This window comes from Streptomyces sp. NPDC047081, from assembly GCF_040643775.1.
Taxonomy (GTDB): Bacteria; Actinomycetota; Actinomycetes; order Streptomycetales; family Streptomycetaceae; genus Streptomyces.
Genome location: NZ_JBEYUY010000006.1, coordinates 385,503 through 411,933, shown reverse-complemented (window position 1 = coordinate 411,933; position 26,431 = coordinate 385,503). Strand labels below are relative to the sequence as shown.

Below are 26,431 nucleotides of genomic sequence, written 5' to 3'. Positions count from 1 at the left end.
GGCGACCCCGTACGAACCCGTACAAAAAATCTGTACGGGCTCACCCACTGATCAACAGTAGTGACCCTGCGCGACATTCCTCCCGTGATCCCCCGAACCGAACTCCCCTACCAGCGCGACCAGTTCTACGCCCGCGACCGCCGATCCGCCCCCGCCGCCAGGCACTTCACCCGCTGGACGCTCCACTACTGGGGCCTCGCCGAATGGACCCGTGCCGACGATCTGTTGCTCTGCGTGAGTGAGCTCGTCACCAACGCCCTGCTGCACGGCGTACCACCCGGCCGGCGCCTGCTGTTCCGGCTGAAGTACGACGGTGAGGTCGTCCGGATCGAGGTGCACGACAGCGGTACCGGCGTTCCCAGAGTCGCCGACGACGCCGACGAGGGTGGCCGGGGTCTGCTGCTCGTCTCCGCGCTCGCCGACAAGTGGGGCGTCGGCCGGCGCGACCCCGGCAAGGTCGTGTGGGCCGAGTTCGTCCGCTCGGAAGACGTCAGCCGACCCGGCTCTCGAAGCACTGCTGTTTGCCCACCGTCGGCCGGAAACACGCCCGAACCACCGCGCCGGGCCGCGTCACCACCATCCGCGTATAGATGAACGCGTCGGCGTCCGCGCCGTTCCTGATCCTCGCCCCCCGCACCGCACCGCCCGCACTCACCTCGATCCGGTCCCCCACCCGCGTACCCCACGTCCGCGCCCAACTCGCCCCGCACACCTCGCTGTACCGCACCTCCATCCACGCCCCGGTCGCCATACGGCGCCGTGCGAGGGTGTCCGGGGCGGCCCCGCAGTACATCTCCACCGGACTTCGGCCCTCGCAGGCCGCGCCCCGGCAACGCGGCCCGATGGAGGACGGGGAGGAGGAGCGGGACGGGTTCGCCGACGAGCGGGCGTCCTCGGCGTGGTGGTGGCGCGGAAGCAGCAGCAGGGCCACGGCCACCCCGCCGAAGGCGACCGCACACACGGACGCGAGCACCGCCACGAGGGTGTGGGTACGACGAACGGCGGGTTCGGGTTCCGGAGGCGGCGCCTGTACGGCCGTATCCGCGCTGTCGGCCTTCTCCGAACCGCCGGTCGTACCGGCCGCCGCACCCGCTCTCCCCGCCGCATCCGACCTCCCCGCCACCCCCCGCCCGCTCCACTCCGACTCCGCGATCTCCCACAGCGCCAGACAACGCCCCTCCGGCTCCCCCGCCAGACGGCACAGCTCCTCCACCGCCACCCGTGGCGGCAGCGTCTTGCCGTTGAGATACCGCTCCCAGGACGACTTGCTGAACGCCGTCTTCGCCGCCAGCCCCGCCAGGCTCAGGCCTGTTCGGTCCCTCAACTCCCGCAGCGCGCCGGCGAGTCGGGCGCTCTCCGCGGACGGCGCCGTCATCCTCGTAACGCCTTCCACGTGTGCGGGCCCACGATGCCGTCCGCGTCCAGCCGCGCCTGCTTCTGGAAGCGCACCACCGCACCGCGCGTCAGCGGCCCGAACATGCCGTCGATGCCGCCCGGCGAGACCCCTGCCCGCCGCAGCAGACACTGCACCTCGGCCACCTCCGGCCCGGAACTCCCGTATCCCACCGTGGCGTTGAGCGTCCGGCTGTTCCCGGCATACCAGCGCCCGTCGCTCCGCCGGTCACGGCAGTGGTACGTGGGTGTGGCCGGCGTGGGGGAGGCGGGTGCCGTCGCAGCCAGTGGGCCCGTCGCCGGGGTGGCTGGGCCGTCGTCGTCCATGAAACGGGCGGCCACCAGCACCGCCGACGAGACCGCGAGCACCAGGGCCACCGCACCGGCGACTATCGCGACCCTCAACGCCCGGTTGGGCGGCGGGAGTTCGTCCGGGTCGGCGGACAGCAGCTCCGGCGCCGTCTCCGGTTGTTCCGCGCGCTCCTTTCCCCACGCCTCCGCGGCCACCTCGTGCAGCGCCAGCAACCGGGTCGGATCCTCGCCCCCGATCCGCGCCAGCGCCTCCACGGCCTCCCGCGGCGGCAGCGAACCGCCGCTCAGATACCGCTCCCAGGACTTCGGGCTGTACCCGGTCCGCGCCGCCAGCTGCCGCAGGCTCAGCCCGCTGTGGTCCTTCAGGCGGCGCAGGCGTACGACCAACTGTCGTACACGCGGGTCCAGTTGTGCGGGCAGCACTTTCCAACGCGGCATCGTCCCCCCACGCGTCCGTGAAAACGGCGGCCGTGGTCAGCGGCCCCCGAACCTCGCGCCGCATTCTGCACCAGCATTCACAAGACCGCACCGGAACGTGCACCGCACATCCATGGAAATCGGCCAACAGCCCGGCGTATCCGTCCCGCCGCGCCGCCGTCCCGGACGGGGTCCGCGCAGGTCAGCGGCCGGGACGTCCCAGCGGGACGCCACTTTCGCGGCAACCGTGGCGACCCCTGCCGCCCGCCCCGCAGTCTCGTCCCGCCACCTCAAGCAACGACCCGAAAGGCAAACGCATGCGATCGAACGCCTTGGCCAGGACCCTGGTGAGCGTCACCGCCGTGGCCGCGCTCGCCGCCGGCGGTCTGGCGACCGCGGGCACCAGCTTCGCGGCGTCCGCGCCGGCCGCGAGCGGCCAGTCCGTCTCCATCCTCGCCACGAACAACCTGGGCCTGAGCACGCTGCAGGCCAAGTACGTCCAGTGCTTCCTGCGCGGGGCCCCGGCGAGCTACACCGGCAACATCGACGGCCAGCTGGGCACCAACAGCTGGAAGGCGATGCAGCGTCACCTGCGGGAGTACTGGGACTACAACGACAGCATCGACGGCGACCCGGGCCCCAACACCATCAAGGCGCTGCAGCGCATGCTGGCGTTCGGCTGGAACTACACCGACAAGATCGACGGTGACCCGGGTCCGAACACCCGGGCCGCCTTCAAGCGGTTCGCCAACGGCTTCGCGGGCCTGTACCCGTGCAGCTGACCTGAGCCGAACGGCCCGTATCAGAGCTTCTCGGGTGTCCGGATGCCGAGCAGGGCCATGCCCTGGTGCAGGGTACGGGCCGTGAGGTCCACCAGGAACAGGCGGTTCTCCGTCTGTTCCCGGGTGTCGGCCTTCAGGACCGGGCACTGGTCGTAGAACGTCGTCAGGTGCGAGGCCAGCTGGTACAGGTACGCGGCCAGCCTGTGCGGGGCGTACTCCGCCGCCGCCTCGAAGACCGTGTTCCCGAACGCGTCCAGATGCAGACCCAGCGTCCGCTCCGCCGGGGCGAGTTCGAGCTCGGGGTGCGCGGCCGGGGCCGCCCCCTCGGCCTTGCGGAGGATCGACCTGATACGGGCGTACGCGTACTGGAGGTAGACCGACGTGTCGCCGTTCAGCGACACCATCTGGTCCAGGTCGAACTTGTAGTCGCGGTTCGGCGACGTCGACAGGTCCGCGTACTTCACGGCGCCGATCCCGACGTACCGGCCGTTCTCGACGATCTCCTCCTCGGTCAGGCCCACCTTCTCGGCCTTCTCGCGCACGACCGCCGTCGCCCGCTCGACCGCCTCGTCCAGCAGGTCCTCCAGCCGTACCGTCTCGCCCTCACGCGTCTTGAACGGCTTGCCGTCCGCGCCCAGCACCGTGCCGTAGCCCATGTTGTGCGCGGTGACCCCGTCGGTCAGCCAGCCCGCCCGGCGCGCCGCCTCGAAGACCATCTTGAAGTGCAGCGACTGGCGTACGTCGACCACGTACAGGAGCGACGTCGCGTGCAGGTCGTTGACCCTGTTGCGGATCGCCGTCAGGTCCGAGGCCGCGTAGCCGAAGCCGCCGTCCGCCTTCTGCACGATCAGCGGGACCGGCTGGTCGTCCTTGCCCCGGATGTCGTCGAAGAACACGACCAGCGCGCCCTCCGAGCGCACCGCCACGCCCATCTCCTCCAGGAGGCGGGCCGTCTCCGGCATGCCCTCGTTGTACGCCGACTCCCCGACGATCTCGTCGTCGCGAATCTCCATGTCCAGCTTCTCGAAGACCGAGTAGAAGTACACCTTCGACTCGTCCACGAACTGCTGCCACAGCTCCAGGGTCTCCTTGTCGCCGGACTGGAGGGCGACCACCCGCTTCCGGGCGCGCTCCTTGAACTCCTCGTCCGCGTCGAAGACCGCGCGCGACGCCTTGTACACCCGGTTCAGGTTCGACATCGCCTGCTCGCCGTCGACGTCCTCGGCCGGGGCCAGCTCGCCGGGGTGCTCGAACAGGTACTGGATGAGCATGCCGAACTGGGTGCCCCAGTCGCCGATGTGGTGCCGGCCGATCGTCTGCTCGCCGGTGAAGTCGAGCATGCCGCGCAGCGCGTCGCCGATCACCGCGGAGCGCAGGTGGCCGACGTGCATCTCCTTCGCCACGTTCGGCTGGGCGTAGTCGACGACCGTGATGCCGGGCTCCGCCTTCAGCGGTACACCGAGGCGGTCGCCGTCCGCGTACCGGGCGGCGAGGTTCTCGGTGATCGCCCGGTCCGCGATGGTGAGGTTCAGGAAGCCCGGCCCGGAGACCTCGACGTCCTTGATCAGCTCGTCGCCGGTGACGATGTGCGAGACGACCTGCGTCGCCAGCTCCCGAGGGTTGGCCTTGGCCTTCTTGGCGAGGGCGAGGATCCCGTTCGCCTGGAAGTCCGCCCGGTCACTTCGGCGCAGCAGCGGGTCCGCACCGGCGGCCTCCGGCAGGGTTGCCGAAAGGGCGGACGCGAGCTGCTGCTGGACGGAGTCGCCGAGAGACGTGACCGAAGCCATAGGAGTAGGTGCCGTTCTCCTCGTGGGGATGGATAGACCCAACCAGTATCCCATGGTGGGTAAAGCCGTTTTCTCGGCCGCACGACGGTCTGTGACAATGGAGTGTCACCCGTTCAGAAAGAAGGACGTGCCGATCGTGGCTCAGAGCACCGAGACCGCCGACTGGGTCTCCCGTTTCGCGGATGACGTCATCGAGGAGTCGGAGCGCCGCGCCCCCGGCAAACCCGTCGTCGTCGCGTCCGGCCTGTCGCCCTCCGGGCCCATCCACCTCGGCAACCTCCGCGAGGTCATGACCCCGCACCTCGTCGCCGACGAGATCCGCCGCCGCGGCCACCAGGTGCGCCACCTCATCTCCTGGGACGACTACGACCGCTACCGCAAGGTGCCGGAAGGGATCCCCGGGGTCGACAAGGAGGCCTGGGCCGAGCACATCGGCAAGCCGCTGACCTCGGTCCCGGCGCCGAAGGGCTCGTCGTACCCGAACTGGGCGGAGCACTTCAAGGCCGCGATGGTCGCCTCGCTCGCGGAACTCGGCGTGGAGTTCGACGGGATCAGCCAGACCGCGCAGTACACCGCGGGCGTCTACCGCGAGCAGATCCTGCACGCCATGAAGCACCGCGGCGACATCGACGCGATCCTCGACCAGTACCGCACCAAGAAGGCCCCGCCGAAGAAGCAGCAGCAGAAGCCGGTCGACGAGGCAGAGCTGGAGGCCGCGGAGGGCTCCGGCGCCGCCGAGGAGGACGACGGCTCGTCCGGCTCCGCCGGGTACTTCCCGTACAAGCCGTACTGCGGCAACTGCGAGAAGGACCTGACGACCGTCACCTCGTACGACGACGACACCACCGAGCTGACGTACTCCTGCACGGCGTGCGGCTTCTCCGAGACCGTCCGGCTCAACGAGTTCAACCGCGGCAAGCTGGTCTGGAAGGTCGACTGGCCGATGCGCTGGGCGTACGAGGGGGTCGTGTTCGAGCCCTCCGGCGTCGACCACTCCTCCCCGGGGTCGTCGTTCCAGGTCGGCGGGCAGATCGTCGGCATCTTCGGCGGCAAGCAGCCCATCGGCCCGATGTACGCCTTCGTCGGCATCAGCGGCATGGCGAAGATGTCCTCGTCCAGGGGCGGGGTCCCGACCCCCGGCGACGCGCTGAAGATCATGGAGCCGCAGCTCCTGCGCTGGCTGTACGCCCGCCGCCGGCCCAACCAGTCCTTCAAGATCGCCTTCGACCAGGAGATCCAGCGGCTCTACGACGAGTGGGACAAGCTCGACGCCAAGGTCGCCGACGGCTCCGCCCTCCCGGCCGACGTCGCCGCGCACTCCCGCGCGGTCGGCACGGCGGCGGGCGAACTGCCCAAGACCCCGCGCCCGCTGCCGTACCGGACCCTCGCGTCCGTCGCGGACATCACCGCGGGCCACGCCGACCAGGCGCTGCGGATCCTCTCCGAGCTGGACCCGACCGACCCGATCGGCTCCCTCGACGAGGCCCGCCCGCGCTACGACAAGGCCGAGGCCTGGATCAACACGCACGTCCCCGCCGACCAGCGGACCATCGTGCGCGACGAACCCGACGCCGAACTGCTGAAGTCCCTCGACGAGGCCTCCCAGCAGTCGGTACGGCTGCTGCTCGACGGACTCGCCGAGAACTGGTCCCTGGACGGGCTGACCCACCTCGTCTACGGCGTCCCGAAGGTGCAGGCCGGCTTCCCCGCCGACGCGACGCCGAAGGAACTGCCGGCCGAGATCAAGACGGCCCAGCGGACCTTCTTCGCCCTGCTGTACCACCTGCTGGTGGGCCGGGACACGGGTCCGCGACTGCCCACGCTGCTGCTGGCGGTGGGTCAGGAGCGGGTGCGGCGCCTGCTCGGCGAGTAAGCGGTACGAGAAAGGGGCCCTCGGTGGAGGGCCCCTTTTTCATGTCCGGGATCAGGCGATGTGCTCGTCCGCCATCTCCGCGTTCAGCCGGTTGGTGAAGCGGGTCACCATGCGCTTGGCGTCGGCCTCGTCGAGCGTGACGTTGTACGTCACCTCCACGTCGTCGATGAAACCGCGCGGGGTGGGCGCCCCGTTCCCGCCCTTTATCGACTCACGGAAGACCAGGTAGAAGTCCTCCTCGGTCGGCTGCGGAGGCTCCGGCGGGCCGCCGCCCTCGCCCAGCTCGCGGGTACGGCCCGGGCTCACCGGGATCGGGAAACTGCCGGTCTCCTCCGGGGAGGGCTCCTGGAGCGGCGGCTCCTCCTGGTAGCCGTACTGCTCGGCGAACCACTGCGCCTGCTGCTCGGGGTCGTACTCGTACTCGAAGCTCGGGTCGTAGCCGCCCTGGTACTCCACCTGCTGGGGATCCCTGGCGTGCAGCCAGGGGTTCACCTCGGGATCGGGAGCCGGCTGCTCGTACTGCTCGTACCCCTCGACCGGCGCCGCCTCGACCGCGCGGTTGGCCACCGGCGGCGCGACCTGCTGCACCGGAGGCTGAGGAGCCAGGGCCGCCGGCTCCGGGGCCGGCGGCAGCAGTACCGGCTCGATGCCCGCCGCGGCCAGGCCCGCCGGGGCCGTCTCCGCGAGCGGCACGCCGTAGCGGGCCAGCCTGAGCGGCATCAGGGACTCCACCGGAGCCTTCCGGCGCCACGCCCGGCCGAAGCGCGAATGCAGCCGGGCCCGGTAGACGAGTCGTTCCTGCTCCAGCTTGATGACCTGCTCGTAGGAGCGCAGCTCCCACAGCTTCATCCGGCGCCAGAGAAGGAAGGTCGGCACCGGAGAGAGCAGCCAGCGCGTCAGCCGCACGCCCTCCATGTGCTTGTCGGCCGTGATGTCCGCGATCCGGCCGATGGCGTGCCGGGCGGCCTCGACGGCGACGATGAACAGCACCGGGATGACACCGTGCATGCCCACGCCCAGCGGGTCCGGCCAGGCGGCCGCGCCGTTGAAGGCGATCGTGGCCGCCGTCAGCAGCCAGGCCGTCTGGCGCAGCAGCGGGAAGGGGATGCGGATCCAGGTCAGCAGGAGGTCCAGGGCCAGCAGTACACAGATGCCTGCGTCGATGCCGATCGGGAAGACGTACGCGAAGTTCCCGAAGCCCTTCTTGATGGCCAACTCGCGGACCGCCGCGTACGAACCGGCGAAGCCGATGCCGGCGATGATCACCGCTCCGGTCACGACTACGCCGATGAGAACGCGGTGCATCCGAGTCAGCTGCAGTGGCGCGGCCACCCGTACTCCCCTCCCATTGCGTGCTGTTGCGCGCAACAGAGTGGCACATGTGTGCGCCTTACGAGGTAACGGTACGGGTGGAGCCCGGTCCCCTCAGGGGGCCGGGCTCCGTCAAACAGCGGGGCTGAGCTGCGAGTTGGCGTCCAGATGTGACAGTCAGCTCTTCTTCGACGCTGAGGAGGAAGGAGAGGCCGAGGAGGACTTCGAGGGCGTGGGGGAGGCGGACTTCGAGGCCGACTTCGAGGGAGACGCGGACGGCGAGGACTGGGCCGTACCGTCGCCGTTCGCCGCCGACACCGTGGCCACGGCCTCCTTCGCCGCCTGCTCGGCGAGCTTGGCGAGGGTCTCCGCGTTCGGCGTCTTCTCGCCGGCCAGGCCCGCGCCGTTGTAGTCGACGGTGACGACGACGTTCTCGACGCGGGTCACGACCGTCTGCTGCTTGAAGGCGCCTTCCTTCTTCTTCAGGTCGTAGCGCACCAGCGTCGCCTCGTCGCCCGTCCCGGCCACGGTCGTCGTCTTCGCGTTCTTCGCGCCCTCCACCGCCTGGGCGTCCTTGATCTGCTTCGCGTAGTACGCGTGCGCCAGCTGGTCGCCCTCGCCGCGCGTCGCGTCCGACTCGAAGCGCAGCAGCGACACGTTCAGCCAGCGGAACTGCGAGCCCTTGACGCCGTTGTTGTCGAGACTGCTCCAGGAGCAGCTGGCTCGCGTCGCGGTGTCGCTCGACGTGCCCTCCTTGCCGGACTTGGCCTCCGGCACCAGCGATTTCAGCGTCTTCTTCGACAGCACGCCACACGAGTCCGGCAGCTTCTTGTACGCCGCCGCCTGCACGGTCGCAGTAGCGCCGGCGCCTGCCGAGGACGACGTACCACCGCTGCCCGAGGCCTTGCTCCCGCTGTCGCCGGAGCCGGAATCGGAGCCGGAGGAGCAGCCGGCCACGAGGAGCACCGCCGGTACGGCGGCCGCGCAGACAAGGATGCGGCCACGCCCCTTGGCTCGCCGCTCACGCCGGCCCTGCTGGTCTCGCTCTGCTGCTCGCTGCATGGTTCCTTCACTCATCACGCTGTGGTTCCTGCGGGTTCCTGCGGTCGGATCGGGTCCGAGGGGCCACGGTACGCGGTGAGATGGCTGTGCGGATTTGCTTTGAAAGCTTCGCGGAGGGATGTGAGGGAGTGACGAACAGCCCCTAACCCGCCAGTACGTCGGCCAGCTGCGCGGCCAGTTTCCGGGCCTTGTCCTGCATTTCCTTGCTGTCCGGCACGGTGCCGACGGCGGCCGGCTGCTCCTCGTACTGGATGGTCACGATGACGTTCGACGTGCGGAACGCCACAGTCACCGTGCGCTGCTCGGTGGTCGAACCGGAGCCGCTGAGCGCGTCGTCGAGGAAGGCCTCGTCGCCGAGGCCGGTCAGGACGCGGGGCTGGAGGTCGGACGGGGTGGTGAGGGAGGAGGGGGAGGAGGAGCCGGACGCGGAGGAGGACGCGGCGGAGGAGGGCGAGCCGGAGGCCGAGGCGGAAGCCGAAGCCGATGCACTCGGGTCGCTCGAACTCGAACTCGAACTCGTCTCCGGTTCAGGGAGGTCGGCGGCCTCCTGCTTGGCGGCGAAGAGCTCCTTGGCCTGGGTCTCGTCGCTGACGGCGTTGTCGTACGACACGACACGCTCCAGGTCGACGAGGAGGTGATCCGTGGCGTCCGTGGAGTCGACCTTCCAACGGCAGCCGACCTTGCGGTCCGTGTCGTAGGTGAGGGTGGCCTCGCCGTCGTAGGCCTTCTCGCGCTGGTCCTGGTCGGTCATCTGCTTGATGCCGGGGAGCAGGGAGTCGAGGGTGTTGTGGCTGATCGCGCCGCAGGGTTCCGGGAGCGAGTCGTACTTGCCGGGCTGGGCGGCGGCGGTCGCGGTGCCGGCGTCCCCCGGGTTGGCGTCGTCGGTCGTGCCGCCGTCGCCGGAGCCGCCGGTGCAGCCGGCCAGCAGCGCCGCGAGGAGGGCGGCGACGCCGGATACGTACGCCTTCCGCTGCACGGTCAGGCTCCTCTCGACGATGGGGTGCGGTGATCGTTCCACCAGTGTCCCCGCTGCTTATTCGCTTGCCGCACAGGGGCGCCCCCTGCAGACAATGTGTATCGCACGCAACACCGCGAACGCCGGTCCGTTGTCCCTTTCGTTGACCCTCGCGCGGTTTTTGTTGTCTGAGACTTCTGTTGTGATTCCGGGGGAAAGAGGACGATATGTCGTACGTGGAGATACCGGGCGCGAAGGTCCCGATCCGCATGTGGACCGACCCGGCGTCGGTCGAGGACGGGGCACTGCAGCAGCTCCGCAACGTCGCGACCCTGCCGTGGATCAAGGGTCTGGCGGTCATGCCGGACGTCCACTACGGGAAGGGTGCGACGGTCGGGTCGGTCATCGCGATGCGGGGTGCGGTGTGCCCGGCGGCGGTGGGGGTGGACATCGGCTGCGGGATGTCGGCGGTGAAGACGTCGCTCACGGCGAACGACCTGCCGGGGGATCTCTCGCGGCTTCGGTCGAAGATCGAGCAGGCTATTCCGGTGGGGCGGGGGATGCATGACAGTCCTGTGGAGCCGGGGCGGTTCCATGGGCTGGCTACCGGCGGGTGGGATGACTTCTGGGGGCGGTTCGACGGGGTCGCCGAGTCGGTCAAGTTCCGTCATGAACGTGCCGGTAAGCAGATGGGAACGCTCGGAAGTGGCAACCACTTCATCGAGGTGTGCACGGACACGACCGGTTCGGTCTGGCTGATGCTCCACTCCGGTTCCCGGAACATCGGCAAGGAACTCGCCGAGCACCACATCGGCGTGGCCCAGAAGCTCCCGCACAACCAGGGCCTGGTCGACCGCGACCTCGCGGTGTTCGTCTCGGACACTCCGCAGATGGCGGCGTACCGGAACGACCTGTTCTGGGCGCAGGAGTACGCGAAGTACAACCGCACGCTGATGATGGCGCTCCTGAAGGACGTGGTCCGCAAGGAGTTCAAGAAGGCGAAGCCGACGTTCGAGCCGGAGATCTCCTGCCACCACAACTACGTGGCGGAGGAGCGCTACGAGGGCGTGGATCTGCTCGTCACCCGCAAGGGCGCGATCCGGGCGGGCTCGGGCGAGTACGGGATCATCCCGGGCTCGATGGGCACGGGCTCGTACATCGTGAAGGGCCTCGGCAACGAGAGGGCGTTCAACTCGGCGTCTCACGGCGCGGGCCGGCGCATGAGCCGCAACGCGGCCAAGCGGCGCTTCTCGACGAGGGACCTGGAGGAGCAGACGCGGGGCGTGGAGTGCCGCAAGGACTCCGGCGTCGTGGACGAGATCCCGGGCGCCTACAAGTCCATCGACCAGGTCATCGACCAGCAGCGGGACCTCGTGGAGGTCGTGGCGAAGCTCAAGCAGGTCGTCTGCGTGAAGGGTTGATGTGTGAGGCCCCCGGGTGATGCCGGGGGCCTCGTGCGCCTAGTTACTGATCACTGGGCAAGGGCACTTGGCCGGTGCGGAGCCGCCAGAGGCGGAGGCTGCAGCTCTGGGCGGTCCTGCCGAGTTGCTGGGTGGCTGCCTTTGGGCTGTTGAGTTCGAGCAGGATGCGGTCTTCTTGCTCGGTCCACCGGCGTTGGGTGTACTCGGCTCGCATGCCGGGCGGACGTGCCCAAGAAGCAAGGGAGTCCGCTGATGTGCGCTTGCGTTCCAGGGAAAGGCAGCCAGGGTAGTACAAGTCGGCTGCCAGGCGTTGGGCGCTCTCCATCGCGTAGAGGACGTTGTAGATGTCGTCCCGGGCGTTGCGCTTGAGGGTGCGCTCTGCGCCGGCCACCTCCCTGGCGTAGTCGCACAGGTGGGCGCCGATGGCTGTGCTGGCGGTGGTCAGGGAGATGAAAGGGAAGCCCCTGCTGGTGTAGCCCACGGAGCCGTCGGCGTCGATGACGCCCCGGAGGTAATCGCGGCGCTAGAGCTCGGTGCTGGGCGGGGCGATGGTCTTCGACTTGCGGCCGTACGGCAAGCCGAGGTCGTTGAGCTTGGTCCTGGCCTTGAGGGAGCAAAGGCTCCAGACCGCCGTGTGGGCGGTCTCGGCGAAGTTCGTGGACCTCGTACGCTCACTGATGCTGCTGTTGTACGGCGTCAGCTTCTGGAACTGGCGCAGCAGGTCGATGTCTCGTGCGCTGATCCCTACGGTCAACCGCCCTCGCTGCCGGGATTGCTGGGACAGATGCCCGTCCGCCTGCAAGAAGCCGAACATGTACGCGTACTCCGGGACCCTCAGGTCCATGAACTGGTGGACGCTAGGCTCGCAGTCAGCCATGAGGAAGCTCTACCTTCCTTGCTGGTCAGGCCCTCGGTTCGGGATGCCGCCCGGCCGGGGGCCGTCGTTTTTGATGTTGTGCTGCGAGCCTAGGTCGCCTGTTCGGCCTCCGTTTGGGTGATCGATGATGTTCACCCCTGTGAGTTACACGAGTCGTTTCTCCAGCAACGTCACCGCATAGGGGCTGCCCGCCCCGTCGTTCTTCGCGCGCTGTTCGCCCACCGCCTTGTAGCCCGCCGACTCGTAGTACGTGCGGAGGCGGGGGTTGGAGGCGAGGCAGTCCAGGCGGGCGAATGGGCGGCCCGTGGCGGCGATTCGGGACTCTGCCTCCGTCAGCATCCGGCGGCCCGTTCCCGGTGGGGCCGTGTGCGGGGTTGTCATCAGGCGGTGGATGTAGCCCGCGTCCGCGGGGCGGGGGCCCCAGGCCGCCGGGTCCTCCCACCAGATTTCCCAGGCGCCCGTGAGGTGGGGGCCGGTGTGGGTCAGCCAGACCTCGCCGTGTTCCATGCGGGTGCGGAAGTGGGTCTCGTCCTTTTCTCCCGGCTTCCACTGGGTGATGCCCCTCGCCAGTTGCCACAGCGCAGCCGTGTCGCGCAGGCGGACCAGGGCCGTGGCGTCGGCGGGGGTCGCCCTGCGGTACGTCAGGGTCGGCCAGGTGGTGGGGAGGGGTTCCAGGAGGTGGGTGCGGAGGGTTGTGGCGAGGTGGGTCGGGTCCAGGCCGAGGGCGTCGGAGACGTACTGCTCGGTGGAGCCGTAGCGGGATGTGAGGGCCGTCTGGAACAGGCGCATCGCCGACTCGGGGGCGCGGCCGAAGCCCAGCCAGGTCGGGCGGCTTCCGTTGTTGCGGGACCGCCAGTCGGCGAGGAGGGCGGGGGCGGCCAGTTCCGTGAGGGTGTAGTCCTCGGTGATCGTCGCGGCCGGGACGCCGAGCAAGTGCAGGATCAGCGCCGCCAGTTGGCCCGTGCGGTCCTTGCCCGAGGCGCAGTGGAAGGCCAGCGGAGTGCCTGACTCCGCCGACTTCGCCGTCAGTTCCAGCGCCTCGCGGATCTCCTCCGTACCGTCCTCCGCCACCTCCATGTAGCGCTCGGCCAGGTACGGGCCCGGGTCGACGTCCGGGGCCAGCGCCGCCTGGTTGTACGGGCGGTGCTCGATGCTGAGGTTGTGGTACGTGAACGACGGGTCGCTCGGGACACGGCCCCGCGACTCCACCTCCCAGGGATGGCGCAGGTCGATCACCGTGCGGACGCCGAGGGACAGGAAGCGGGACCAGTCCGCGGTGCCGGACCGCAGCTTGCCGAGGGAGTCCGCGCGGTACAGGCGGCCGGGGCGGACGCGGCGGCCGTCCGCTGTCCGGTAGCCGCCCAGGTCACGGAAGTTGCACAGCCCGTCGAACGCTATGTGTCTGTCCACGGTCCGTGACCCTACGTCTGCTTGCGTCTACTTCGCGTGCAGCACCGCGTAGATCATCACGAAGGCCACGATGTGGATGCCGAAGAGGAAGTACGCGAGGTAGTACCAGACGTAGCGCTCGCGTTTCTTCTCCAGGCGGAGGCGTTGCTGTTCGGCCTGGTGTTCTGCGTCTTCCGGCATCACGGTTCCCGGTGGACCTTGGTGTTCGACGCCTGGGCGCGGGGGCGCAGGACCAGGAGGTCGACGTTGACGTGGTGGGGGCGGGTGACCGTCCAGGCGATCGTGTCGGCCACGTCGTCCGCGGTCAGGGGTTCGGCCACGCCCTGGTAGACCTTCGCCGCCTTCTCCTCGTCGCCGCCGAAGCGGGTCAGCGCGAACTCGTCCGTCTTCACCATGCCGGGCGCGATCTCGATCACGCGGACCGGCCGGCCGACGATCTCCAGCCGCAGCGTCTCGGCGAGTACGTGCTCGCCGTGCTTGGCGGCGACGTAACCCGCGCCGCCCTCGTACGTGCCGAGGCCCGCGGTGGAGGACACGACGACGACCGTGCCGTCGCCGCTCGCGACGAGCTTGGGGAGCAGGGCCTGGGTGACGTTCAGGGTGCCGATGACGTTCGTCTCGTACATCGTGCGCCAGTCGGCGGGGTCGCCGGTGGCCACGGGGTCGGCGCCGAGGGCTCCGCCGGCGTTGTTCACGAGTACGGCGACGGTCTTGAAGGCCGTCGCGAACTCGTCGACGGCCGCCCTGTCCGTGACGTCCAGGGTGTAGGCCGTGGCCTGGTGACCGGCGTCGTTGAGTTCCTTGGCGAGAGCTTCGATGCGGTCCTCTCGGCGGGCTGTGAGGACCACTCGGTAGCCGGCCTCGGCGAGCTTGCGGGCGGTTGCGGCGCCGATTCCGCTGCTTGCGCCGGTGACGATCGCGATGCGGGACGGGGCCATGGGGTTTGCTCCTCGGCGGGGTTTCGTGTGCGGGTTGCCCTGAGAGTCTAGGCGCCGTGGGGGTTGCGGGTTTTGGGCGGCTGCGGGTGCGTGGGGGCTTGTCGCGCAGTTCCCCGCGCCCCTTAGGTTGGTCAGATCGTCCTCAGTTTCTTGGTGCCCACATGATTACTGCCATTCCCGCCAGGCAGATCAGCGCGCCCGTCACGTCCCAGCGGTCCGGGCGGTAGCCGTCCGCCGCCATTCCCCACGCGATCGAACCCGCCACGAAGATGCCGCCGTATGCCGCCAGGATGCGGCCGAAGTGGGCGTCCGGCTGGAACGTGGCCACGAAGCCGTACGCGCCCAGGGCCAGGACGCCGCCCGCCATCCACAGCCAGCCCCGGTGTTCGCGTACTCCCTGCCAGATCAGCCAGGCGCCGCCGATCTCGAAGACGGCGGCGACGACGAACAGGGCGGCGGAGCGGGCGATCAGCATGGCAGCAGACTCGCACGGGTGGTGTCACCTGATGGACGGCGCCTGTCCCGTGCCGCGCGTGGGATACATCCGTACGTCCACGCGGAGTGAGGAGTGGGTATGCGGAAGGTTCTTGCGGGGCTCGCGGCGATGGTGGCGGTCTGCGGGGCGGCCGGGCCCGCCGGTGCCGTCGGCGGCGGGCCGGAGGCCGACCTCGCCTATCACGGGGCCGCCTCGATGTCGGCCGGCCAGGCGTACGTGCGGTTCACCCCGCGCAACCACGGGCCGTCCGCCGTGCCCGACGCGACCGTACGGCTGCGCTGGTCGGAGCCGCTCGCCGACCGGCAGGAGCTACCGGTGGGGTGTGCGCGGTCCGGGCCGAGCGGGGTGCTGTGCCGGGTGGGGGCGCTGGCGGCGGACGACCTGGGCGAGCAGATCAGTCTGCGGGTACGGCTGCGGGGCGCGCCCACGGAGGTCCTGCTGGAGCTGGACACCGTGTGGAGCGGCGGTGCGGTGGACCGGAACCGGGCCAACGACCGGCAGCGGGTGCTCGTGCTCGACACCGGGGACGAGTACTACTTCTAGGCGTGCCGACCGGGTTGCTGCGTCGTACGATTTCTGCACGGCGCAGGGAAACCGGGAACGGTGCAGGGAACGAGGAGTGGGGCCATGGCCGGCGGTACGACGGCACGTGAGCGGCTGCTGGACGAGCTGTCCTCGGTCTCGCGTCGCTACATGGCCTCGTACGCCCTGTTCAACCAGGCCGTCGCCGACCACCTCGGGCTGCACCCCACCGATCTGCAGTGCCTGAACCTGCTCACGCTGGAGGGCGCGCCCGTCACGACCGGCCGGATCGCCGAACTGACGGGGCTGACCACCGGGTCGGCGACCCGGCTGGTGGACCGGCTGGAGAAGGCCGGGTACGTGGTCCGGGAGCGGGACGCCGCCGACCGGCGCAAGGTGCTCGTGGCGACCGTGCCCGAGAAGATCGCCGAGTTCGGGCGGATGTGGGAGCGGCTGGGCGGCAGCTGGTCCACCCTCTTCGACGGCCTCGACGACGGCCAACTCGCCGTGATCGTCGGGCACATGAGGCGGACGGTGGAGTTCAGCGGGGCGCAGGTGGCCCGGTTGCGCGCCGGTGAGGTCTAGAGCCCGCCCGGCGGATCAGCCCTGGACGGCACCGGCCTCCGCGTCGTACCTCTCCCGCGCCTCGTGGACCTCCTCGATGTGCGTCTCCGCCCAGGTCTTCACCGCGGTGAGCAGGCAGGCCAGGCTGGCGCCCAGTTCCGTGAGCTCGTAGTCGACGCGGACCGGGACCGACGGCGTGACCGTGCGGCTGAGGATGCCGTCCCGCTCCAGGGCGCGCAGCGTCTGCGTCAGCATCTTGGGGCTCACGCCGGCGATCTTGCGGCTCAGGTCGCTGTAGCGCATGGGGCCGCCGGAGAGCGCGGCGACGACCAGGCTGACCCACTTGTCGCTGAGCCGGTCGAGGAGCTGGTTGGTGGGGCAGGCCCGGATGAAGGCGTCGTATTCGACCCGTGCCTTCTCGCGCCGCTGGCCCGCGGTCATGGTCGCCATGGCTTCCCTCCGGGGTATGTACGCACTCTCAGGTAACTACTTCCCGGAGGATAGTGCCTCTCCCTAGGGTTTCACTGCGGAAAGGAAAGCGGCACAAATACCCTTGATTGGTGGGAAGTTGCTATGCGTATGCGTGCGGCAGTGGTGAGGACCTTCGGCGGGCCCGAGGCCGTCGAGGTCGTGGAGCGTGCGGTGCCCGAGCCGGGGCCGCGACAGGTGCGGATCAAGGTCGCGGCGGCCGCGCTGAACCCGGTGGACGCGGGCGTGCGGGGCGGTTTCTTCGGCGGCGCGGGCAAGGAGATCGGGCTCGGCTGGGACGTCGCCGGGACGGTGGACGCGACCGGCGTGGCCACGGCGTGGAGCGCCGGCGACCAGGTGGTGGCGATGGACCCCGGCATGGTGCGGCCGCTGGGCACGCACGCCGAGTACGTCGTGGTGGAGACGGACGCGGTGGCGAAGGCACCGGCCACGGTGGACGCCGTGCACGCCTCGACCCTCCCGCTGAACGGGCTGACCGCCGTACAGGCCCTGGACCTGCTGGAGTTGGCGGAGGGGCAGTCGCTGCTGGTGACGGGGGCGGCGGGTGCGGTGGGCGGCTTCGCCGTCCAACTCGCCGCACACCGGGGCCTGTTGGTGACCGCGCTGGCCCGTGAGGCGGACGATGGGCTCGTACGGTCCCTGGGGGCCGCCCACTTCACCTCCGGCGCCGTGGAGGCCGCGAGCTTCGACGGCGTGCTGGACGCGGCCGTCCTCGGCGAGCCGGCCCTGGCATGGGTGCGGGGCGGGGGCGCGTACGTCGGCGTCCGCCCCGGAGCCGAGCCGGCCTCGGTGCGCGGAGTGCGCTCGACCCACGTCGCGGTGAGCGCCGAGGGCCGCCAACTCGCCGAGCTGGCAGGGCTGGTGGACGAGGGCGTGCTCACGTTGCGGGTGGCGGAGACGTACACCCTGGACGACGCGGCCAAGGCGCACGCGCGCCTGGAGGGGGGCGGGGTGCGGGGCCGGTTGGTCCTGATCCCCTGAGCGGCAGCGCGGGGCAGGGGCGCGGGGAACTGCGCGACCAGCCACGACGAACCCGCAGCCGCCAGACGGCCTATCCCGCCCCCGCGGACCGCTCAAGCGCCCGACGCGGCAGCAGACGCACAAGTGGCAGGCACAAGACCACGCTCCCGGCGACGACGGCGAGACTCACCAGCACGGCATGGGTCTCACCGCCGTCGAGCGCCCCGAAGTACACAGCCGTCAAACCGGCGGAGCCACCCGCATTGGCCAGTTGCTGCACCGCGTTGAGCGACCCACTCGCGCTGCCCGCCTCCTCGGGCGCGATGTCACCGATGGTGACGTCGTAGACGGTGCCGAAGCACGTGCCCATGCCGAGGCCGACGAGGAGCAGCGGCGGGACCAGGGCCCAGCCGTCGTGGTCGGCCAGCAGGGCGAGGCAGCCGCAGCCCGCGAGGATCAACAGCAGCCCGGCGACGACCAGTTGGCGTCCGTACGTGTGAATCAGCCGGTAGCAGGCGATGGACGCGACCACGATTCCCGCGGACAGCGGGATCAGGGCGAGCGCCGTGCCCGCCGGGGAGCGCCCGAGGCCCCGCTGGAGGTGGAGCGAGACGACGTACAACAGGCCCGCGACCGCCGCGAAGGCGAGGACGCCGAGGAGCAGGCCCGAGGTGAAGCCGCGGTTGTGGAGGAGGCTCGGGCGGATCAGGGGCTCGGCGGCCGTGCGCTGGCGGTGGCAGAAGGCGGCGAAGAGGGCGAGGCCGAGCAGGAGGAGGGCGATGGGGCGGGTCGTCCAGCCTCCCCCCGAGCCGTCGATGAGGCCGCCGAGCAGGCCGAGCATGGCGCCCGCGAGGAGGGCCGAGCCCGGGCCGTCGACCGCGACGGACGGGTCGCCGGTGTCGCGGGGGAGCAGGCGGGCGGCGGCGAGCAGGGCCGCGCCGCCCAGCAGGAGGTTGATGAGGAACATGGGGCGCCAGCCGAGGCCGGCGAGATCGGCGTCGACCAGGAACCCGGCGAGGATCGGCCCGCCGACCGCGGACAGGCCCATCACCGGCCCGAACAGGCTGAACGCCTTGCCGATCTGGTCGCGCGGCCAGGTCGCGCCGAGGATGCCGAAGCCCTGCGGGACGAGCAGGGCCCCGAAGGCGCCCTGGACGAGACGGGCGGCGACCAGGAAGGCGGGCGTCGTGGCGAGCCCGCACGCGAGCGAGGCCGCGACGAACCCGGCGAGCCCGGTCAGGAACAGCCGCCGCCGCCCGTACTTGTCCCCGAGCCGCCCGCCGGGCACCAGCAGGACGCCGAGCGCGAGCGCGTAGGAGGCGCCGAGCCACTGCACGAGACTCGCGCCGCCGCCGAGGTCCCTGGTGATCGTCGGGGCGGCGATGTTGGTGATGGTGGCGTCGAGGAGGTCGAGGACGTCGGCGGCGAGCACGACGGCGAGGACGGCCCAGCGGGCGCGGGCGGAGAGGATCGGTTCATCTCTTGCGTTACGAAGAATCTGCGTCACGCAGATAAATATCCGGAGCGGGCCACTGGCCGTCAAGGGGATTTCGTCAGCCGGAGGTCCTGGCCGCGTAGGCGGTGGGCGGCACTCCGACCGTCGCCGTGAAGTCCCGTACCAGGTGGGCCTGGTCGGCATAGCCGAGGTCGGCCGCCAGGGCCGCCCAGTCCACCTCGCGGTCCGTCTCCGCGTGCTCCAGGGCCTCGTGGATGCGGTAGCGGAGGATGACCCACTTGGGGCCGACCCCGACGTACCCGGAGAAGAGGCGCTGCAGCAGGCGTACGGACATTCCTTCGGCGCGGGCGAAGTCGGTGACGCGGCGGATCGTGCGGTCGGTGCGGATGCGGTCGACGAGGGTGGCGGCGAGGTCGGCCTGGGGGTCGGGGCGGGGGGTGAGGGAGAGGAGGTAGGCGTCGAGGGCGGCGACACGGGCCGGCTCGTCGTCCGGGGCGAGGACGGCGCGGACGACGTCCGGGGTGGCCGTCGGGAACGCGGCGGGGAAGTCGATGCGCCGGCCCGTCCACTCGCTCACCGGGTGGTCCGGCGCGAAGGGGCGGAAGGCGCCGGGGCGGAACTTGACGCCGCAGACCCGCCCCCGCCCCTCCAGTTTCTGGGCGAAGAGGCCGGACGGGATGCCCGCGAGCTCGACGAAGGGCTCCTGGTCCGCGAACCGCTGGAAGACGAGGTGGACCGCGGGGTGCGGGACCACGTGCGAGACGTACGGCTCGGGCAGGTCCCAGTCGATCAGCCAGTAGTGCTCGACGTACCGGCGCAGCGGCTCGGCGGGCTCGGGGCGGCGGAAGTCCACGTGGGCGAGGAAGTCCGCGGCGCCGACGATGCCTCGGTGGTCACGGCGTGGGGCGGCCATGTCGGGATCGTAGGACGGGGCACTGACAAACCGCGGAATAAGGCGAGGGCGGCTCCCGTTGGGCGGTATAGTTGAACAGTCAACAAACTGGAGGGTGAGCGACCATGCAGTTCGGGATCTTCAGCGTCGGCGATGTCACGCCGGACCCGACGACCGGGCGGACGCCGACCGAGCGCGAGCGCATCAAGGCCATGGTCGCGATCGCGCTGAAGGCCGAGGAGGTCGGCCTGGACGTCTTCGCGACCGGCGAGCACCACAACCCGCCGTTCGTGCCGTCGTCGCCGACCACCATGCTCGGTTACGTCGCCGCGCAGACGGAGAAGCTGATCCTCTCCACCTCCACGACGCTGATCACCACCAACGACCCGGTGAAGATCGCCGAGGACTTCGCGATGCTCCAGCACCTGGCCGACGGCCGGGTGGACCTGATGATGGGCCGCGGCAACACCGGCCCGGTCTACCCCTGGTTCGGCCAGGACATCCGCCAGGGCATCAACCTCGCCATCGAGAACTACGCCCTCCTGCGCCGCCTGTGGCGCGAGGACGTGGTCGACTGGGAGGGCAAGTTCCGCACCCCGCTCCAGGGCTTCACCTCCACACCGCGCCCCCTGGACGGCGTACCGCCCTTCGTCTGGCACGGCTCGATCCGCTCCCCGGAGATCGCCGAGCAGGCGGCGTACTACGGCGACGGCTTCTTCCACAACAACATCTTCTGGCCGGCCGACCACACCAAGCGGATGGTCGAGCTGTACCGGACGCGGTACGCGCACTACGGGCACGGGACGCCGGAGCAGGCCATCGTGGGCCTCGGCGGCCAGGTCTTCATGCGGAAGAACTCGCAGGACGCGGTGCGCGAGTTCCGCCCGTACTTCGACGTGGCGCCGGTGTACGGCCACGGGCCCTCGCTGGAGGAGTTCACCGACCAGACCCCGCTGACCGTCGGCTCGCCGGAGCAGGTCATCGAGAAGACCCTCGCCTTCCGCGACTACGCCGGTGACTACCAGCGCCAGCTGTTCCTGGTGGACCACGCCGGGCTGCCGCTGAAGACGGTCCTGGAGCAGATCGACCTGCTGGGCGAGGAGGTCGTACCGGTGCTGCGCAAGGAGTTCGCGGCGGGCCGCCCGGCGGACGTGCCGGAGGCGCCGACCCACGCGTCCCTGCTGGCCGCCGCGCAGAAGAAGGAGACCGTGGCATGAGGCTCGTAGTGGTCTCGGCCGGGCTGAGCGTCCCGTCGTCGACACGGCTGCTGGGCGACCGGCTGGCGGCGGCGGTGGGACGGGCCACGCCGGTCGAGGTGGAGGTGGTCGAGCTGCGGGACCTCGCGGTGGAGATCGCGCACAACTTCACGAACGGGTTCGCGGGGAGGGGGCTGTCCGCCGCGCAGGAAGCGGTGACCGCGGCGGACGGGCTGATCGTGGTCACGCCGGTGTTCTCGGCGTCGTACAGCGGACTGTTCAAGTCCTTCTTCGACGTACTGGACAAGGACGCGCTGGTGGGGAAGCCGGTGCTGATCGCGGCGACGGGGGGTACGGCGAGGCACTCGCTGGTCCTGGAGCACGCGCTGCGTCCGCTGTTCGCGTACCTGCGGGCGGTGGTCGCACCGACGGGGGTGTACGCGGCTTCGGAGGACTGGGGCGCGGAGGGACTGGACGGCCGGATCGAGCGGGCGGCGGGGGAGCTGGCGGGGCTGATGAGGGGCCTGTCGGTGCCCAAGCGGCGGGAAGTGGAGCTCGTGCCCTTCGAGGAGCAGCTGGCGAAACTCAGCCCGTCCGGCGTTTGAGGACGAGGCCGTTCAGGCCGAAGGGGGGTCTGGGGGCGCAGCCCCCAGAGGCGGGTCCCCGACGGTGAGAAGACGGTAGGCGTCGGCTTCCGGTTGCCCATGTGACGGTGAGAGGCCGGTAAAAAGGGTGATCGTCGGTTCGCTCACCACGGCTGAACCGCCGGAGGCCTTGGCAGTATGGATCCCGTGCCCCAAACTGTGCTGCTCGCCGAAGACGACCGTGCCATCCGCCACGCACTGGAACGCGCCCTGACCCTGGAGGGCTACCAGGTCACCGCGGTCGCCGACGGCGTCGAGGCGCTGGCGCAGGCCCACAAGACCCCGCCCGACGTGCTCCTCCTCGACGTGATGATGCCCGGCATCGACGGCCTCCAGGTCTGCCGGGTGCTGCGCGCCGAGGGCGACCGCACCCCGATCCTCATGCTCACCGCCCTCGTGGAGACCGCCGACCGCATCGCGGGCCTCGACGCCGGCGCCGACGACTACGTGGTCAAGCCGTTCGACGTCGAGGAGGTCTTCGCCCGGCTGCGCGCGCTGCTGCGCCGTACCAACCCGGACAACGGCGCCGTGATCGACGTACCGAAGGAAGTGCCGCCGTCCTCCGACCGGCAGATCGAGGCGGCCGGGCTGCGCATGGACGTACAGGCGCGGCGGGCGTGGCGCGGGGGGCGGGAGCTGGAGCTGACCCGCACCGAGTTCGAGCTGCTGGAACTGCTCGTGCGCAACGCCGGCATCGTGCTCGACCACTCCACCATCTACGACCGCATCTGGGGCTACGACTTCGGCCCCGGCTCCAAGAACCTCGCGGTGTACGTCGGCTACCTCCGCCGCAAGCTCGAGGAGCCCGGCGCCCCCGCCCTGATCCACACGGTCCGCGGCGTGGGTTACGTGCTCCGGGAGGACTGAGTGGGCAGGCTCCGGCGGCTGCTGGCGCGACGGCGGCCCGGGCTGGTGTCCCTGCGCACCACCTTCGCGGTGTCGTTCGCGGCGGTGACGGCCGCCGTGACCGTGCTGGTCGGCGTGCTGTCGTACAGCGCCGCCGCGCGGCTTGTGCGGGTGGACCAGGAGTCGGTGTTCGACCAGGTCGTGCAGGATCTGCGGGACGAGGTGCGGCAGCACGACATGCCGCCGGAGGACTTCTACTCGTCCGCGCCGGGGCACGACATCGTGCGCCCTGCCCGGACCGACGTGCAGGTGCTGGGCCCGGACGGCAACGTCGTCGACAGCGGCAGCCCCGCGCTGCCCGTCACCGCCGCGGACCGGGGCGTCGCGGCCGACCGGACCGCCGGGACGATGGTCGAGCACAAGGAGGTGGACGTCGCCGCGGACGTCTACCGCGTCGCGACCGTCTCACTCGGGGACGGGCGGGGCGCGGTCCAGGTCGCGCAGGAATTCAGCGACACCGAGGACCTCCTCCGGGCCCTCCAGCAGCGCACGCTGATCCTGATGGCCGCGGTCGTCACGGCCGCGGGCCTGGTCGGCTGGTGGCTCGCCCGCCGCATCACCCGTCGCCTCATCATCCTCACCTCGGCCGCGGAGGACGTCGCCCGCACCCGGCGGCTCGGCATCGAGGTGCCGGTCACCGGTTACGACGAGGTGGGGCGGCTCGGCCGCGCCTTCGACCGCATGCTGGGCCGGCTCGCGCAGTCGGAGGAGGACCAGCGGCGCCTGGTCCAGGACGCGGGCCACGAGCTCCGTACCCCGCTCACCTCCCTCCGTACCAACATCTCCCTGCTCCGCCGTATCGACGAACTCCCGCCCGCCACCCGTGACGACCTGGTCGCCGACCTCTCCCAGGAGGCCCGCGAACTGACCGACCTGGTGAACGAGTTGGTGGACCTCGCGGCCGGGCAGTCCGACACGGAGCCGCCGCAGCGGGTCGACCTGGCCGACATCGCGGAGGACGTGGCGGGGCTGGCCCGGCGCCGCACCGGCCGGGAGGTCACGGTCCGCGCGAGTGGCGACACGTCAACGGACGGGCGGCCCGGCATGCTTCAGCGCGCGATCTCCAACCTCGTCGAGAACGCGGCGAAGTTCGACCGCGACGGCACGGGCCCGATCGAGATCGCGGTCTCCGGCCCCGCCCGCCCCGGCACGGTCCGCGTCGAGGTCCTCGACCGAGGCCCGGGCATCGCCGACTGTGACCTCATCCGCATCTTCGACCGCTTCTACCGCGCCGCCGACGCCCGCTCCCTCCCCGGGTCCGGCCTGGGCCTGTCGATCGTGCGGGAGGTGGCGATGGCCCATGGGGGCGCGCCGTTCGCGATGCAGAGGGACGGGGGCGGGGCGGTCATCGGGTTCACGGTGGGGGGCGTGGCGGGGAGCGGGGCGCGTGACGGGCGGTGAGGGCGGGCTCGGCGGGCGGCGGCCGGGCGGGGCGGGTTGGACGGCGGGTGGGTGTGGGCCTGGCGGCCAGTGGCCGCGCGGGGCGGTGGACGGGCGTGGGCGTGAGCCGGGTTGGACGGCGGGTGAGCGGGGGTGTGAGCTGGACGCCGGTCATCTCGTCTGGGCCGAGCAGCGGAGGGCGGACGGCCGTGTGGGGCCCGGTGTTCGGGTGTTCCGGCGCGGAGCCGCTGTTGCCGTTGCCAGTCCCGGGCTCTCCGGGCGGGACCGGGTCGCCGTCGCCGGTGAGGAAGAGGACGCCCTGGGTCTCGTGGCGGATGTGCTTCGGGAAGTCGGACCGACCTACCGGCCTTTCGGGGACGCGGAGTTGATCGGTGCGCTGGTGCGCGGGATTCCCGGGCTGGAGGTCGGTGGCGGGCCGTTCCTGTGGATGGAGACGGCCGAGATACCGGCGACGGACACGGCCGGCGCGCGCTGGCTGGACGGGCGGGGTGAGGCCGAGGCGGCCGGGCTGTTCGACGGCCACTTCGCCGGGTCGTACGCCCAGCCGGGACGGCCCGGGGTGCGCCGCTGGGCCGGGGTGTACGGGGAGGACGCGCTGCTCGCCGTGGCGGCGGACGCCTGGTCCGGGGCCGGATGCGGGTTCATGGCCGGGGTGGTCGCGCATCCGCGGGCCCGGGGGCGGGGATTGGGAGCGGCCGTCTCGGGGTTCGTCGTCGACGCGCTCGTACGGGAACACGGGCGGGCCGCGCTCATGGTGGACGCGGACAACGCGCCTGCGATCGCCGCGTATGAGCGGACCGGGATGAAGGGGAGACGGTTCGCGGCGGCTGGGGTTGCGCGGCGGTGAAGGGGCGGACCGTGCGGCGTACCCGGGGTCGGTGAGTAGGCCCGCCGGCCCCGCCCCGGTGCGGGTGTCCGGGGTGGGGCCGGTCGGGTGCCGTCAGGGGCGGGTCCCCCGGGCCGGGCCCTGAGCGGCGGTGGCCAGCAGTCCGAAGGCTGCCAGCGTGAGGCTGACGAAGACCGCCATGGCGATCTCGGCCCAGCGGGGGGCGCTGTCGTCGAAGTAGACGCCGAAGGCGAGGGCCGCCGACACGAAGCGTGAGCCCAGGACGGTCAGCAGGCCCGCGCCGCGGCCGCGCACGGCCGGGACGGTCGCGGCCAGCGTGATGATCCCCAGCGCCGTGCCGAGGAGGACCACGAAGACCGGCGGCGCGTCATCCGCACCGAGCCCCGCCGTACCCGCGACGTCGGCCAGACCGAGCAGCGCGCAGATGCCGAGCGCGACGGTCCGGGCGAGCGGGCCGCTGGTCAGGGCGTCGGCGAGGGTGGGGGTGGTGGACGTGGGAGTCGAGGTCGTGGTCGTGGACATGGGGTGCCTCCTGGTGGTCAGACGTGTGTGGTGATCCGGGTGCGGGCCGGACGTGGTGCGGGCTCGTTCCGCGGTACGAGGGTTACGGCGCCCACCACCGCCAGCGCCACGAACTGCGGGGCCGGCGCCTCCGAACCGAACGCCGCGAACTGGGCCAGCAGGCCCGCCCCGCCCCCGACCAGCACCCAGCCGGTCCAACGGCGCAGCACCCGCGTGCGGACGACCTCACCGCCGTATACGAGAAGCGCGGTCGACGTGAGCAGGCCGTACGAACCGGCGAACAGGCTCGCGCTCCAGCTGTTCAGCGGCCAGTACCAGCCGGGCACGTGCGCTCCGGCGTCGCGGGCCGCCCAGGTGGAGACGGACAGGTCGAAGGAGTAGCTGACCAGCAGCAGGGCCGAGCCCGTGGTGAAGAGGGCGAGGGCGCAGCGGGCCGGGGTGGTGTCGAGCAGCCGGGTCAGCGCGGCCGTCGCGGCGATGCTCACCGCCGTACCGGCCATGAGCAGCCACATCCCGGTCTGCCAGGCACCGAGCCGGTCGGGCAGCAGCGCGAGCGCGTGCCGGGGCGAGGCGGTGAAGAGGTCCCACAGGCGCGGGTTGACGACACCTGCGATCGGGAGGAGGCCGGCGAGGAGCAGAAGGGCGCCGGTGCCGCGTACCGTGCGCATCGCTCACACCCCCCGCGCGTCCGCGACGACCTCGACCAGGGCGAAGAAGTCCGCCGTGACGCCGGCCATCGCGGCCTCCCGCGACCTGCTCTCGACGAACCGCTTGAACGCCCCCGCGGACTGCTCGTCGTCGAAGACCATCGCGGTGTGCGACTTGCCCGTCTCCGCGTCCCGCATCCAGTACCCGGTCACGAACCCGGGCTGTTTCCGGGTCAGCGGCACGATCTGCTCGTGCAGGGTGCGCTGCTGCTCCTCGTGCCGGCTCTCGTCCATGCTCCAGACGCCAACGACCGCGTACATGACGCTCGCCTCCTGCCGGGGCCGGGTCGGT

The 26,431-nt window shown here is 71.0% G+C and carries 30 protein-coding genes; 12 read left to right on the top strand and 18 right to left on the bottom strand.

What is annotated here, in order from left to right; all coding sequences use genetic code 11:
- Positions 1-84 precede the first annotated feature (84 nt).
- Positions 85-594, top strand: coding sequence for an ATP-binding protein (locus ABZ848_RS14860; RefSeq protein ID WP_360830833.1), 510 nt, complete (start codon positions 85-87; stop codon positions 592-594).
- On the opposite strand, the gene ABZ848_RS14855 is transcribed toward ABZ848_RS14860, so the two are convergent.
- Positions 491-1,375 (bottom strand): DUF2690 domain-containing protein, encoded by an 885-nt coding sequence (locus ABZ848_RS14855; RefSeq protein WP_360830830.1) that lies wholly within the window; start codon positions 1,373-1,375, stop codon positions 491-493. The two genes, ABZ848_RS14860 and ABZ848_RS14855, sit on opposite strands and share 104 nt — an antisense overlap.
- On the bottom strand, positions 1,372-2,142 hold the full coding sequence (locus tag ABZ848_RS14850; RefSeq protein ID WP_360830827.1) for a peptidoglycan-binding protein: 771 nt from the start codon (positions 2,140-2,142) through the stop codon (positions 1,372-1,374). Before ABZ848_RS14850 ends, ABZ848_RS14855 begins: the two co-directional genes overlap by 4 nt.
- 296 nt (positions 2,143-2,438) lie before the next feature.
- Between ABZ848_RS14850 and ABZ848_RS14845 the strand changes: the two genes are divergently transcribed.
- Positions 2,439-2,903: a peptidoglycan-binding protein gene (locus ABZ848_RS14845; RefSeq protein WP_360830824.1), complete on the top strand. Its 465-nt coding sequence runs from the start codon at positions 2,439-2,441 to the stop codon at positions 2,901-2,903.
- A 20-nt stretch (positions 2,904-2,923) separates the two neighbouring features.
- On the opposite strand, the gene argS is transcribed toward ABZ848_RS14845, so the two are convergent.
- Positions 2,924-4,690 (bottom strand): arginine--tRNA ligase, encoded by a 1,767-nt coding sequence (gene argS / locus ABZ848_RS14840; RefSeq protein ID WP_360830821.1) that lies wholly within the window; start codon positions 4,688-4,690, stop codon positions 2,924-2,926.
- 127 nt (positions 4,691-4,817) lie between these two features.
- Between argS and lysS the strand changes: the two genes are divergently transcribed.
- Positions 4,818-6,563: a lysine--tRNA ligase gene (gene lysS, locus ABZ848_RS14835; protein WP_360830820.1), complete on the top strand. Its 1,746-nt coding sequence runs from the start codon at positions 4,818-4,820 to the stop codon at positions 6,561-6,563.
- Between the two features lie 51 nt (positions 6,564-6,614).
- Here lysS and ABZ848_RS14830 read toward each other — a convergent pair whose 3' ends face one another.
- The 3 genes from ABZ848_RS14830 to ABZ848_RS14820 all read right to left on the bottom strand — a co-directional run bounded on the left by ABZ848_RS14830 (position 6,615) and on the right by ABZ848_RS14820 (position 9,912).
- The gene (locus ABZ848_RS14830) at positions 6,615-7,895 is read right to left on the bottom strand and encodes a DUF2637 domain-containing protein (protein WP_360830817.1); all 1,281 of its coding nucleotides are present in this window, start codon (positions 7,893-7,895) and stop codon (positions 6,615-6,617) included.
- Positions 7,896-8,051: 156 nt separating this feature from the next.
- Positions 8,052-8,936 carry a DUF3558 family protein gene (locus ABZ848_RS14825; RefSeq protein ID WP_360830814.1) on the bottom strand — a complete coding sequence of 295 codons (885 nt, stop codon included), beginning with the start codon at positions 8,934-8,936 and terminating at the stop codon, positions 8,052-8,054.
- A 142-nt stretch (positions 8,937-9,078) separates the two neighbouring features.
- Positions 9,079-9,912 (bottom strand): DUF3558 domain-containing protein, encoded by an 834-nt coding sequence (locus ABZ848_RS14820; RefSeq protein WP_360830811.1) that lies wholly within the window; start codon positions 9,910-9,912, stop codon positions 9,079-9,081.
- Between the two features lie 206 nt (positions 9,913-10,118).
- On the opposite strand from ABZ848_RS14820, the gene ABZ848_RS14815 reads away from it, so the two are divergent.
- Positions 10,119-11,312, top strand: coding sequence for an RtcB family protein (locus tag ABZ848_RS14815; protein ID WP_360830808.1), 1,194 nt, complete (start codon positions 10,119-10,121; stop codon positions 11,310-11,312).
- 43 nt (positions 11,313-11,355) lie between these two features.
- On the opposite strand, the gene ABZ848_RS14810 is transcribed toward ABZ848_RS14815, so the two are convergent.
- The 6 genes from ABZ848_RS14810 to ABZ848_RS14785 all read right to left on the bottom strand — a co-directional run bounded on the left by ABZ848_RS14810 (position 11,356) and on the right by ABZ848_RS14785 (position 15,012).
- Positions 11,356-11,793: a hypothetical protein gene (locus ABZ848_RS14810; RefSeq protein ID WP_360830805.1), complete on the bottom strand. Its 438-nt coding sequence runs from the start codon at positions 11,791-11,793 to the stop codon at positions 11,356-11,358.
- A gap of 42 nt (positions 11,794-11,835) precedes the next feature.
- A complete protein-coding gene (locus tag ABZ848_RS14805) occupies positions 11,836-12,189 on the bottom strand; it encodes a hypothetical protein (RefSeq protein WP_360830802.1) in 354 nt (117 codons plus the stop codon).
- A gap of 144 nt (positions 12,190-12,333) precedes the next feature.
- Positions 12,334-13,599, bottom strand: coding sequence for a tyrosine-protein phosphatase (locus ABZ848_RS14800; RefSeq protein ID WP_360830799.1), 1,266 nt, complete (start codon positions 13,597-13,599; stop codon positions 12,334-12,336).
- A gap of 27 nt (positions 13,600-13,626) precedes the next feature.
- Positions 13,627-13,779 carry a hypothetical protein gene (locus ABZ848_RS14795; protein WP_360830796.1) on the bottom strand — a complete coding sequence of 51 codons (153 nt, stop codon included), beginning with the start codon at positions 13,777-13,779 and terminating at the stop codon, positions 13,627-13,629.
- Positions 13,779-14,537, bottom strand: coding sequence for an SDR family NAD(P)-dependent oxidoreductase (locus ABZ848_RS14790; protein ID WP_360830793.1), 759 nt, complete (start codon positions 14,535-14,537; stop codon positions 13,779-13,781). Before ABZ848_RS14790 ends, ABZ848_RS14795 begins: the two co-directional genes overlap by 1 nt.
- Before the next feature lie 142 nt (positions 14,538-14,679).
- Positions 14,680-15,012 (bottom strand): YnfA family protein, encoded by a 333-nt coding sequence (locus tag ABZ848_RS14785; RefSeq protein WP_360830791.1) that lies wholly within the window; start codon positions 15,010-15,012, stop codon positions 14,680-14,682.
- A gap of 99 nt (positions 15,013-15,111) precedes the next feature.
- Between ABZ848_RS14785 and ABZ848_RS14780 the strand changes: the two genes are divergently transcribed.
- Positions 15,112-15,576, top strand: a complete 465-nt coding sequence (locus tag ABZ848_RS14780; RefSeq protein ID WP_360830788.1) for a hypothetical protein — start codon at positions 15,112-15,114, stop codon at positions 15,574-15,576.
- An 84-nt stretch (positions 15,577-15,660) separates the two neighbouring features.
- Positions 15,661-16,140 carry a MarR family winged helix-turn-helix transcriptional regulator gene (locus ABZ848_RS14775; protein WP_360830785.1) on the top strand — a complete coding sequence of 160 codons (480 nt, stop codon included), beginning with the start codon at positions 15,661-15,663 and terminating at the stop codon, positions 16,138-16,140.
- Between the two features lie 15 nt (positions 16,141-16,155).
- Here ABZ848_RS14775 and ABZ848_RS14770 read toward each other — a convergent pair whose 3' ends face one another.
- Positions 16,156-16,569, bottom strand: a complete 414-nt coding sequence (locus tag ABZ848_RS14770) for a helix-turn-helix domain-containing protein (RefSeq protein WP_360830783.1) — start codon at positions 16,567-16,569, stop codon at positions 16,156-16,158.
- A gap of 129 nt (positions 16,570-16,698) precedes the next feature.
- On the opposite strand from ABZ848_RS14770, the gene ABZ848_RS14765 reads away from it, so the two are divergent.
- Positions 16,699-17,589 (top strand): NADP-dependent oxidoreductase, encoded by an 891-nt coding sequence (locus ABZ848_RS14765; RefSeq protein ID WP_360830780.1) that lies wholly within the window; start codon positions 16,699-16,701, stop codon positions 17,587-17,589.
- A gap of 70 nt (positions 17,590-17,659) precedes the next feature.
- On the opposite strand, the gene ABZ848_RS14760 is transcribed toward ABZ848_RS14765, so the two are convergent.
- Positions 17,660-19,075, bottom strand: coding sequence for an MFS transporter (locus ABZ848_RS14760; protein WP_360830777.1), 1,416 nt, complete (start codon positions 19,073-19,075; stop codon positions 17,660-17,662).
- A gap of 46 nt (positions 19,076-19,121) precedes the next feature.
- Positions 19,122-19,937, bottom strand: coding sequence for a helix-turn-helix domain-containing protein (locus ABZ848_RS14755; RefSeq protein ID WP_360830775.1), 816 nt, complete (start codon positions 19,935-19,937; stop codon positions 19,122-19,124).
- A 104-nt stretch (positions 19,938-20,041) separates the two neighbouring features.
- Here ABZ848_RS14755 and ABZ848_RS14750 point away from each other — a divergent pair, with 104 nt between their 5' ends.
- From ABZ848_RS14750 to ABZ848_RS14730, 5 genes are all read left to right on the top strand, one after another.
- Entirely contained in the window at positions 20,042-21,133 is a 1,092-nt protein-coding gene (locus ABZ848_RS14750; RefSeq protein WP_360830773.1) for an LLM class flavin-dependent oxidoreductase, read from the top strand.
- Entirely contained in the window at positions 21,130-21,717 is a 588-nt protein-coding gene (locus tag ABZ848_RS14745; protein ID WP_360830770.1) for an FMN reductase, read from the top strand. Before ABZ848_RS14750 ends, ABZ848_RS14745 begins: the two co-directional genes overlap by 4 nt.
- Positions 21,718-21,915: 198 nt before the next feature.
- Positions 21,916-22,623, top strand: coding sequence for a response regulator transcription factor (locus tag ABZ848_RS14740; RefSeq protein WP_360830961.1), 708 nt, complete (start codon positions 21,916-21,918; stop codon positions 22,621-22,623).
- A complete protein-coding gene (locus ABZ848_RS14735) occupies positions 22,624-24,063 on the top strand; it encodes a HAMP domain-containing sensor histidine kinase (protein ID WP_360830767.1) in 1,440 nt (479 codons plus the stop codon).
- Positions 24,050-24,910 (top strand): GNAT family N-acetyltransferase, encoded by an 861-nt coding sequence (locus ABZ848_RS14730; RefSeq protein ID WP_360830764.1) that lies wholly within the window; start codon positions 24,050-24,052, stop codon positions 24,908-24,910. The genes ABZ848_RS14735 and ABZ848_RS14730 overlap by 14 nt, the downstream gene beginning before the upstream one ends.
- Positions 24,911-25,003: 93 nt before the next feature.
- Here the strand turns inward: ABZ848_RS14730 and ABZ848_RS14725 are convergent, their stop codons facing one another.
- From ABZ848_RS14725 to ABZ848_RS14715, 3 genes are read right to left on the bottom strand one after another with little or no spacing between them, the layout of a single operon-like run.
- Positions 25,004-25,432: a hypothetical protein gene (locus ABZ848_RS14725; RefSeq protein ID WP_360830762.1), complete on the bottom strand. Its 429-nt coding sequence runs from the start codon at positions 25,430-25,432 to the stop codon at positions 25,004-25,006.
- A 17-nt stretch (positions 25,433-25,449) separates the two neighbouring features.
- Positions 25,450-26,100: a hypothetical protein gene (locus ABZ848_RS14720; protein ID WP_360830759.1), complete on the bottom strand. Its 651-nt coding sequence runs from the start codon at positions 26,098-26,100 to the stop codon at positions 25,450-25,452.
- Between the two features lie 3 nt (positions 26,101-26,103).
- Complete coding sequence (locus tag ABZ848_RS14715; protein ID WP_360830756.1) at positions 26,104-26,400, bottom strand: YdhR family protein; 297 nt, start codon at positions 26,398-26,400, stop codon at positions 26,104-26,106.
- Positions 26,401-26,431 lie beyond the last annotated feature (31 nt).

Bases quoted from the DNA above. Each gene is read 5' to 3' on its own strand.
- ABZ848_RS14850 (WP_360830827.1), bottom strand. From the start codon at position 2,142: ATGCCGCGTTGGAAAGTGCTGCCCGCACAACTGGACCCGCGTGTACGA.
- argS (WP_360830821.1), bottom strand. From the start codon at position 4,690: ATGGCTTCGGTCACGTCTCTCGGCGACTCCGTCCAGCAGCAGCTCGCG.
- ABZ848_RS14815 (WP_360830808.1), top strand. From the start codon at position 10,119: ATGTCGTACGTGGAGATACCGGGCGCGAAGGTCCCGATCCGCATGTGG.
- ABZ848_RS14855 (WP_360830830.1), bottom strand. From the start codon at position 1,375: ATGACGGCGCCGTCCGCGGAGAGCGCCCGACTCGCCGGCGCGCTGCGG.
- ABZ848_RS14795 (WP_360830796.1), bottom strand. From the start codon at position 13,779: ATGCCGGAAGACGCAGAACACCAGGCCGAACAGCAACGCCTCCGCCTG.
- ABZ848_RS14725 (WP_360830762.1), bottom strand. From the start codon at position 25,432: ATGTCCACGACCACGACCTCGACTCCCACGTCCACCACCCCCACCCTC.
- ABZ848_RS14790 (WP_360830793.1), bottom strand. From the start codon at position 14,537: ATGGCCCCGTCCCGCATCGCGATCGTCACCGGCGCAAGCAGCGGAATC.
- ABZ848_RS14750 (WP_360830773.1), top strand. From the start codon at position 20,042: ATGCAGTTCGGGATCTTCAGCGTCGGCGATGTCACGCCGGACCCGACG.
- ABZ848_RS14715 (WP_360830756.1), bottom strand. From the start codon at position 26,400: ATGTACGCGGTCGTTGGCGTCTGGAGCATGGACGAGAGCCGGCACGAG.
- ABZ848_RS14765 (WP_360830780.1), top strand. From the start codon at position 16,699: ATGCGTGCGGCAGTGGTGAGGACCTTCGGCGGGCCCGAGGCCGTCGAG.
- ABZ848_RS14770 (WP_360830783.1), bottom strand. From the start codon at position 16,569: ATGGCGACCATGACCGCGGGCCAGCGGCGCGAGAAGGCACGGGTCGAA.
- ABZ848_RS14785 (WP_360830791.1), bottom strand. From the start codon at position 15,012: ATGCTGATCGCCCGCTCCGCCGCCCTGTTCGTCGTCGCCGCCGTCTTC.
- ABZ848_RS14825 (WP_360830814.1), bottom strand. From the start codon at position 8,936: ATGCAGCGAGCAGCAGAGCGAGACCAGCAGGGCCGGCGTGAGCGGCGA.
- ABZ848_RS14805 (WP_360830802.1), bottom strand. From the start codon at position 12,189: ATGGCTGACTGCGAGCCTAGCGTCCACCAGTTCATGGACCTGAGGGTC.
- ABZ848_RS14745 (WP_360830770.1), top strand. From the start codon at position 21,130: ATGAGGCTCGTAGTGGTCTCGGCCGGGCTGAGCGTCCCGTCGTCGACA.
- ABZ848_RS14775 (WP_360830785.1), top strand. From the start codon at position 15,661: ATGGCCGGCGGTACGACGGCACGTGAGCGGCTGCTGGACGAGCTGTCC.
- ABZ848_RS14780 (WP_360830788.1), top strand. From the start codon at position 15,112: ATGCGGAAGGTTCTTGCGGGGCTCGCGGCGATGGTGGCGGTCTGCGGG.
- ABZ848_RS14845 (WP_360830824.1), top strand. From the start codon at position 2,439: ATGCGATCGAACGCCTTGGCCAGGACCCTGGTGAGCGTCACCGCCGTG.
- ABZ848_RS14720 (WP_360830759.1), bottom strand. From the start codon at position 26,100: ATGCGCACGGTACGCGGCACCGGCGCCCTTCTGCTCCTCGCCGGCCTC.
- ABZ848_RS14755 (WP_360830775.1), bottom strand. From the start codon at position 19,937: ATGGCCGCCCCACGCCGTGACCACCGAGGCATCGTCGGCGCCGCGGAC.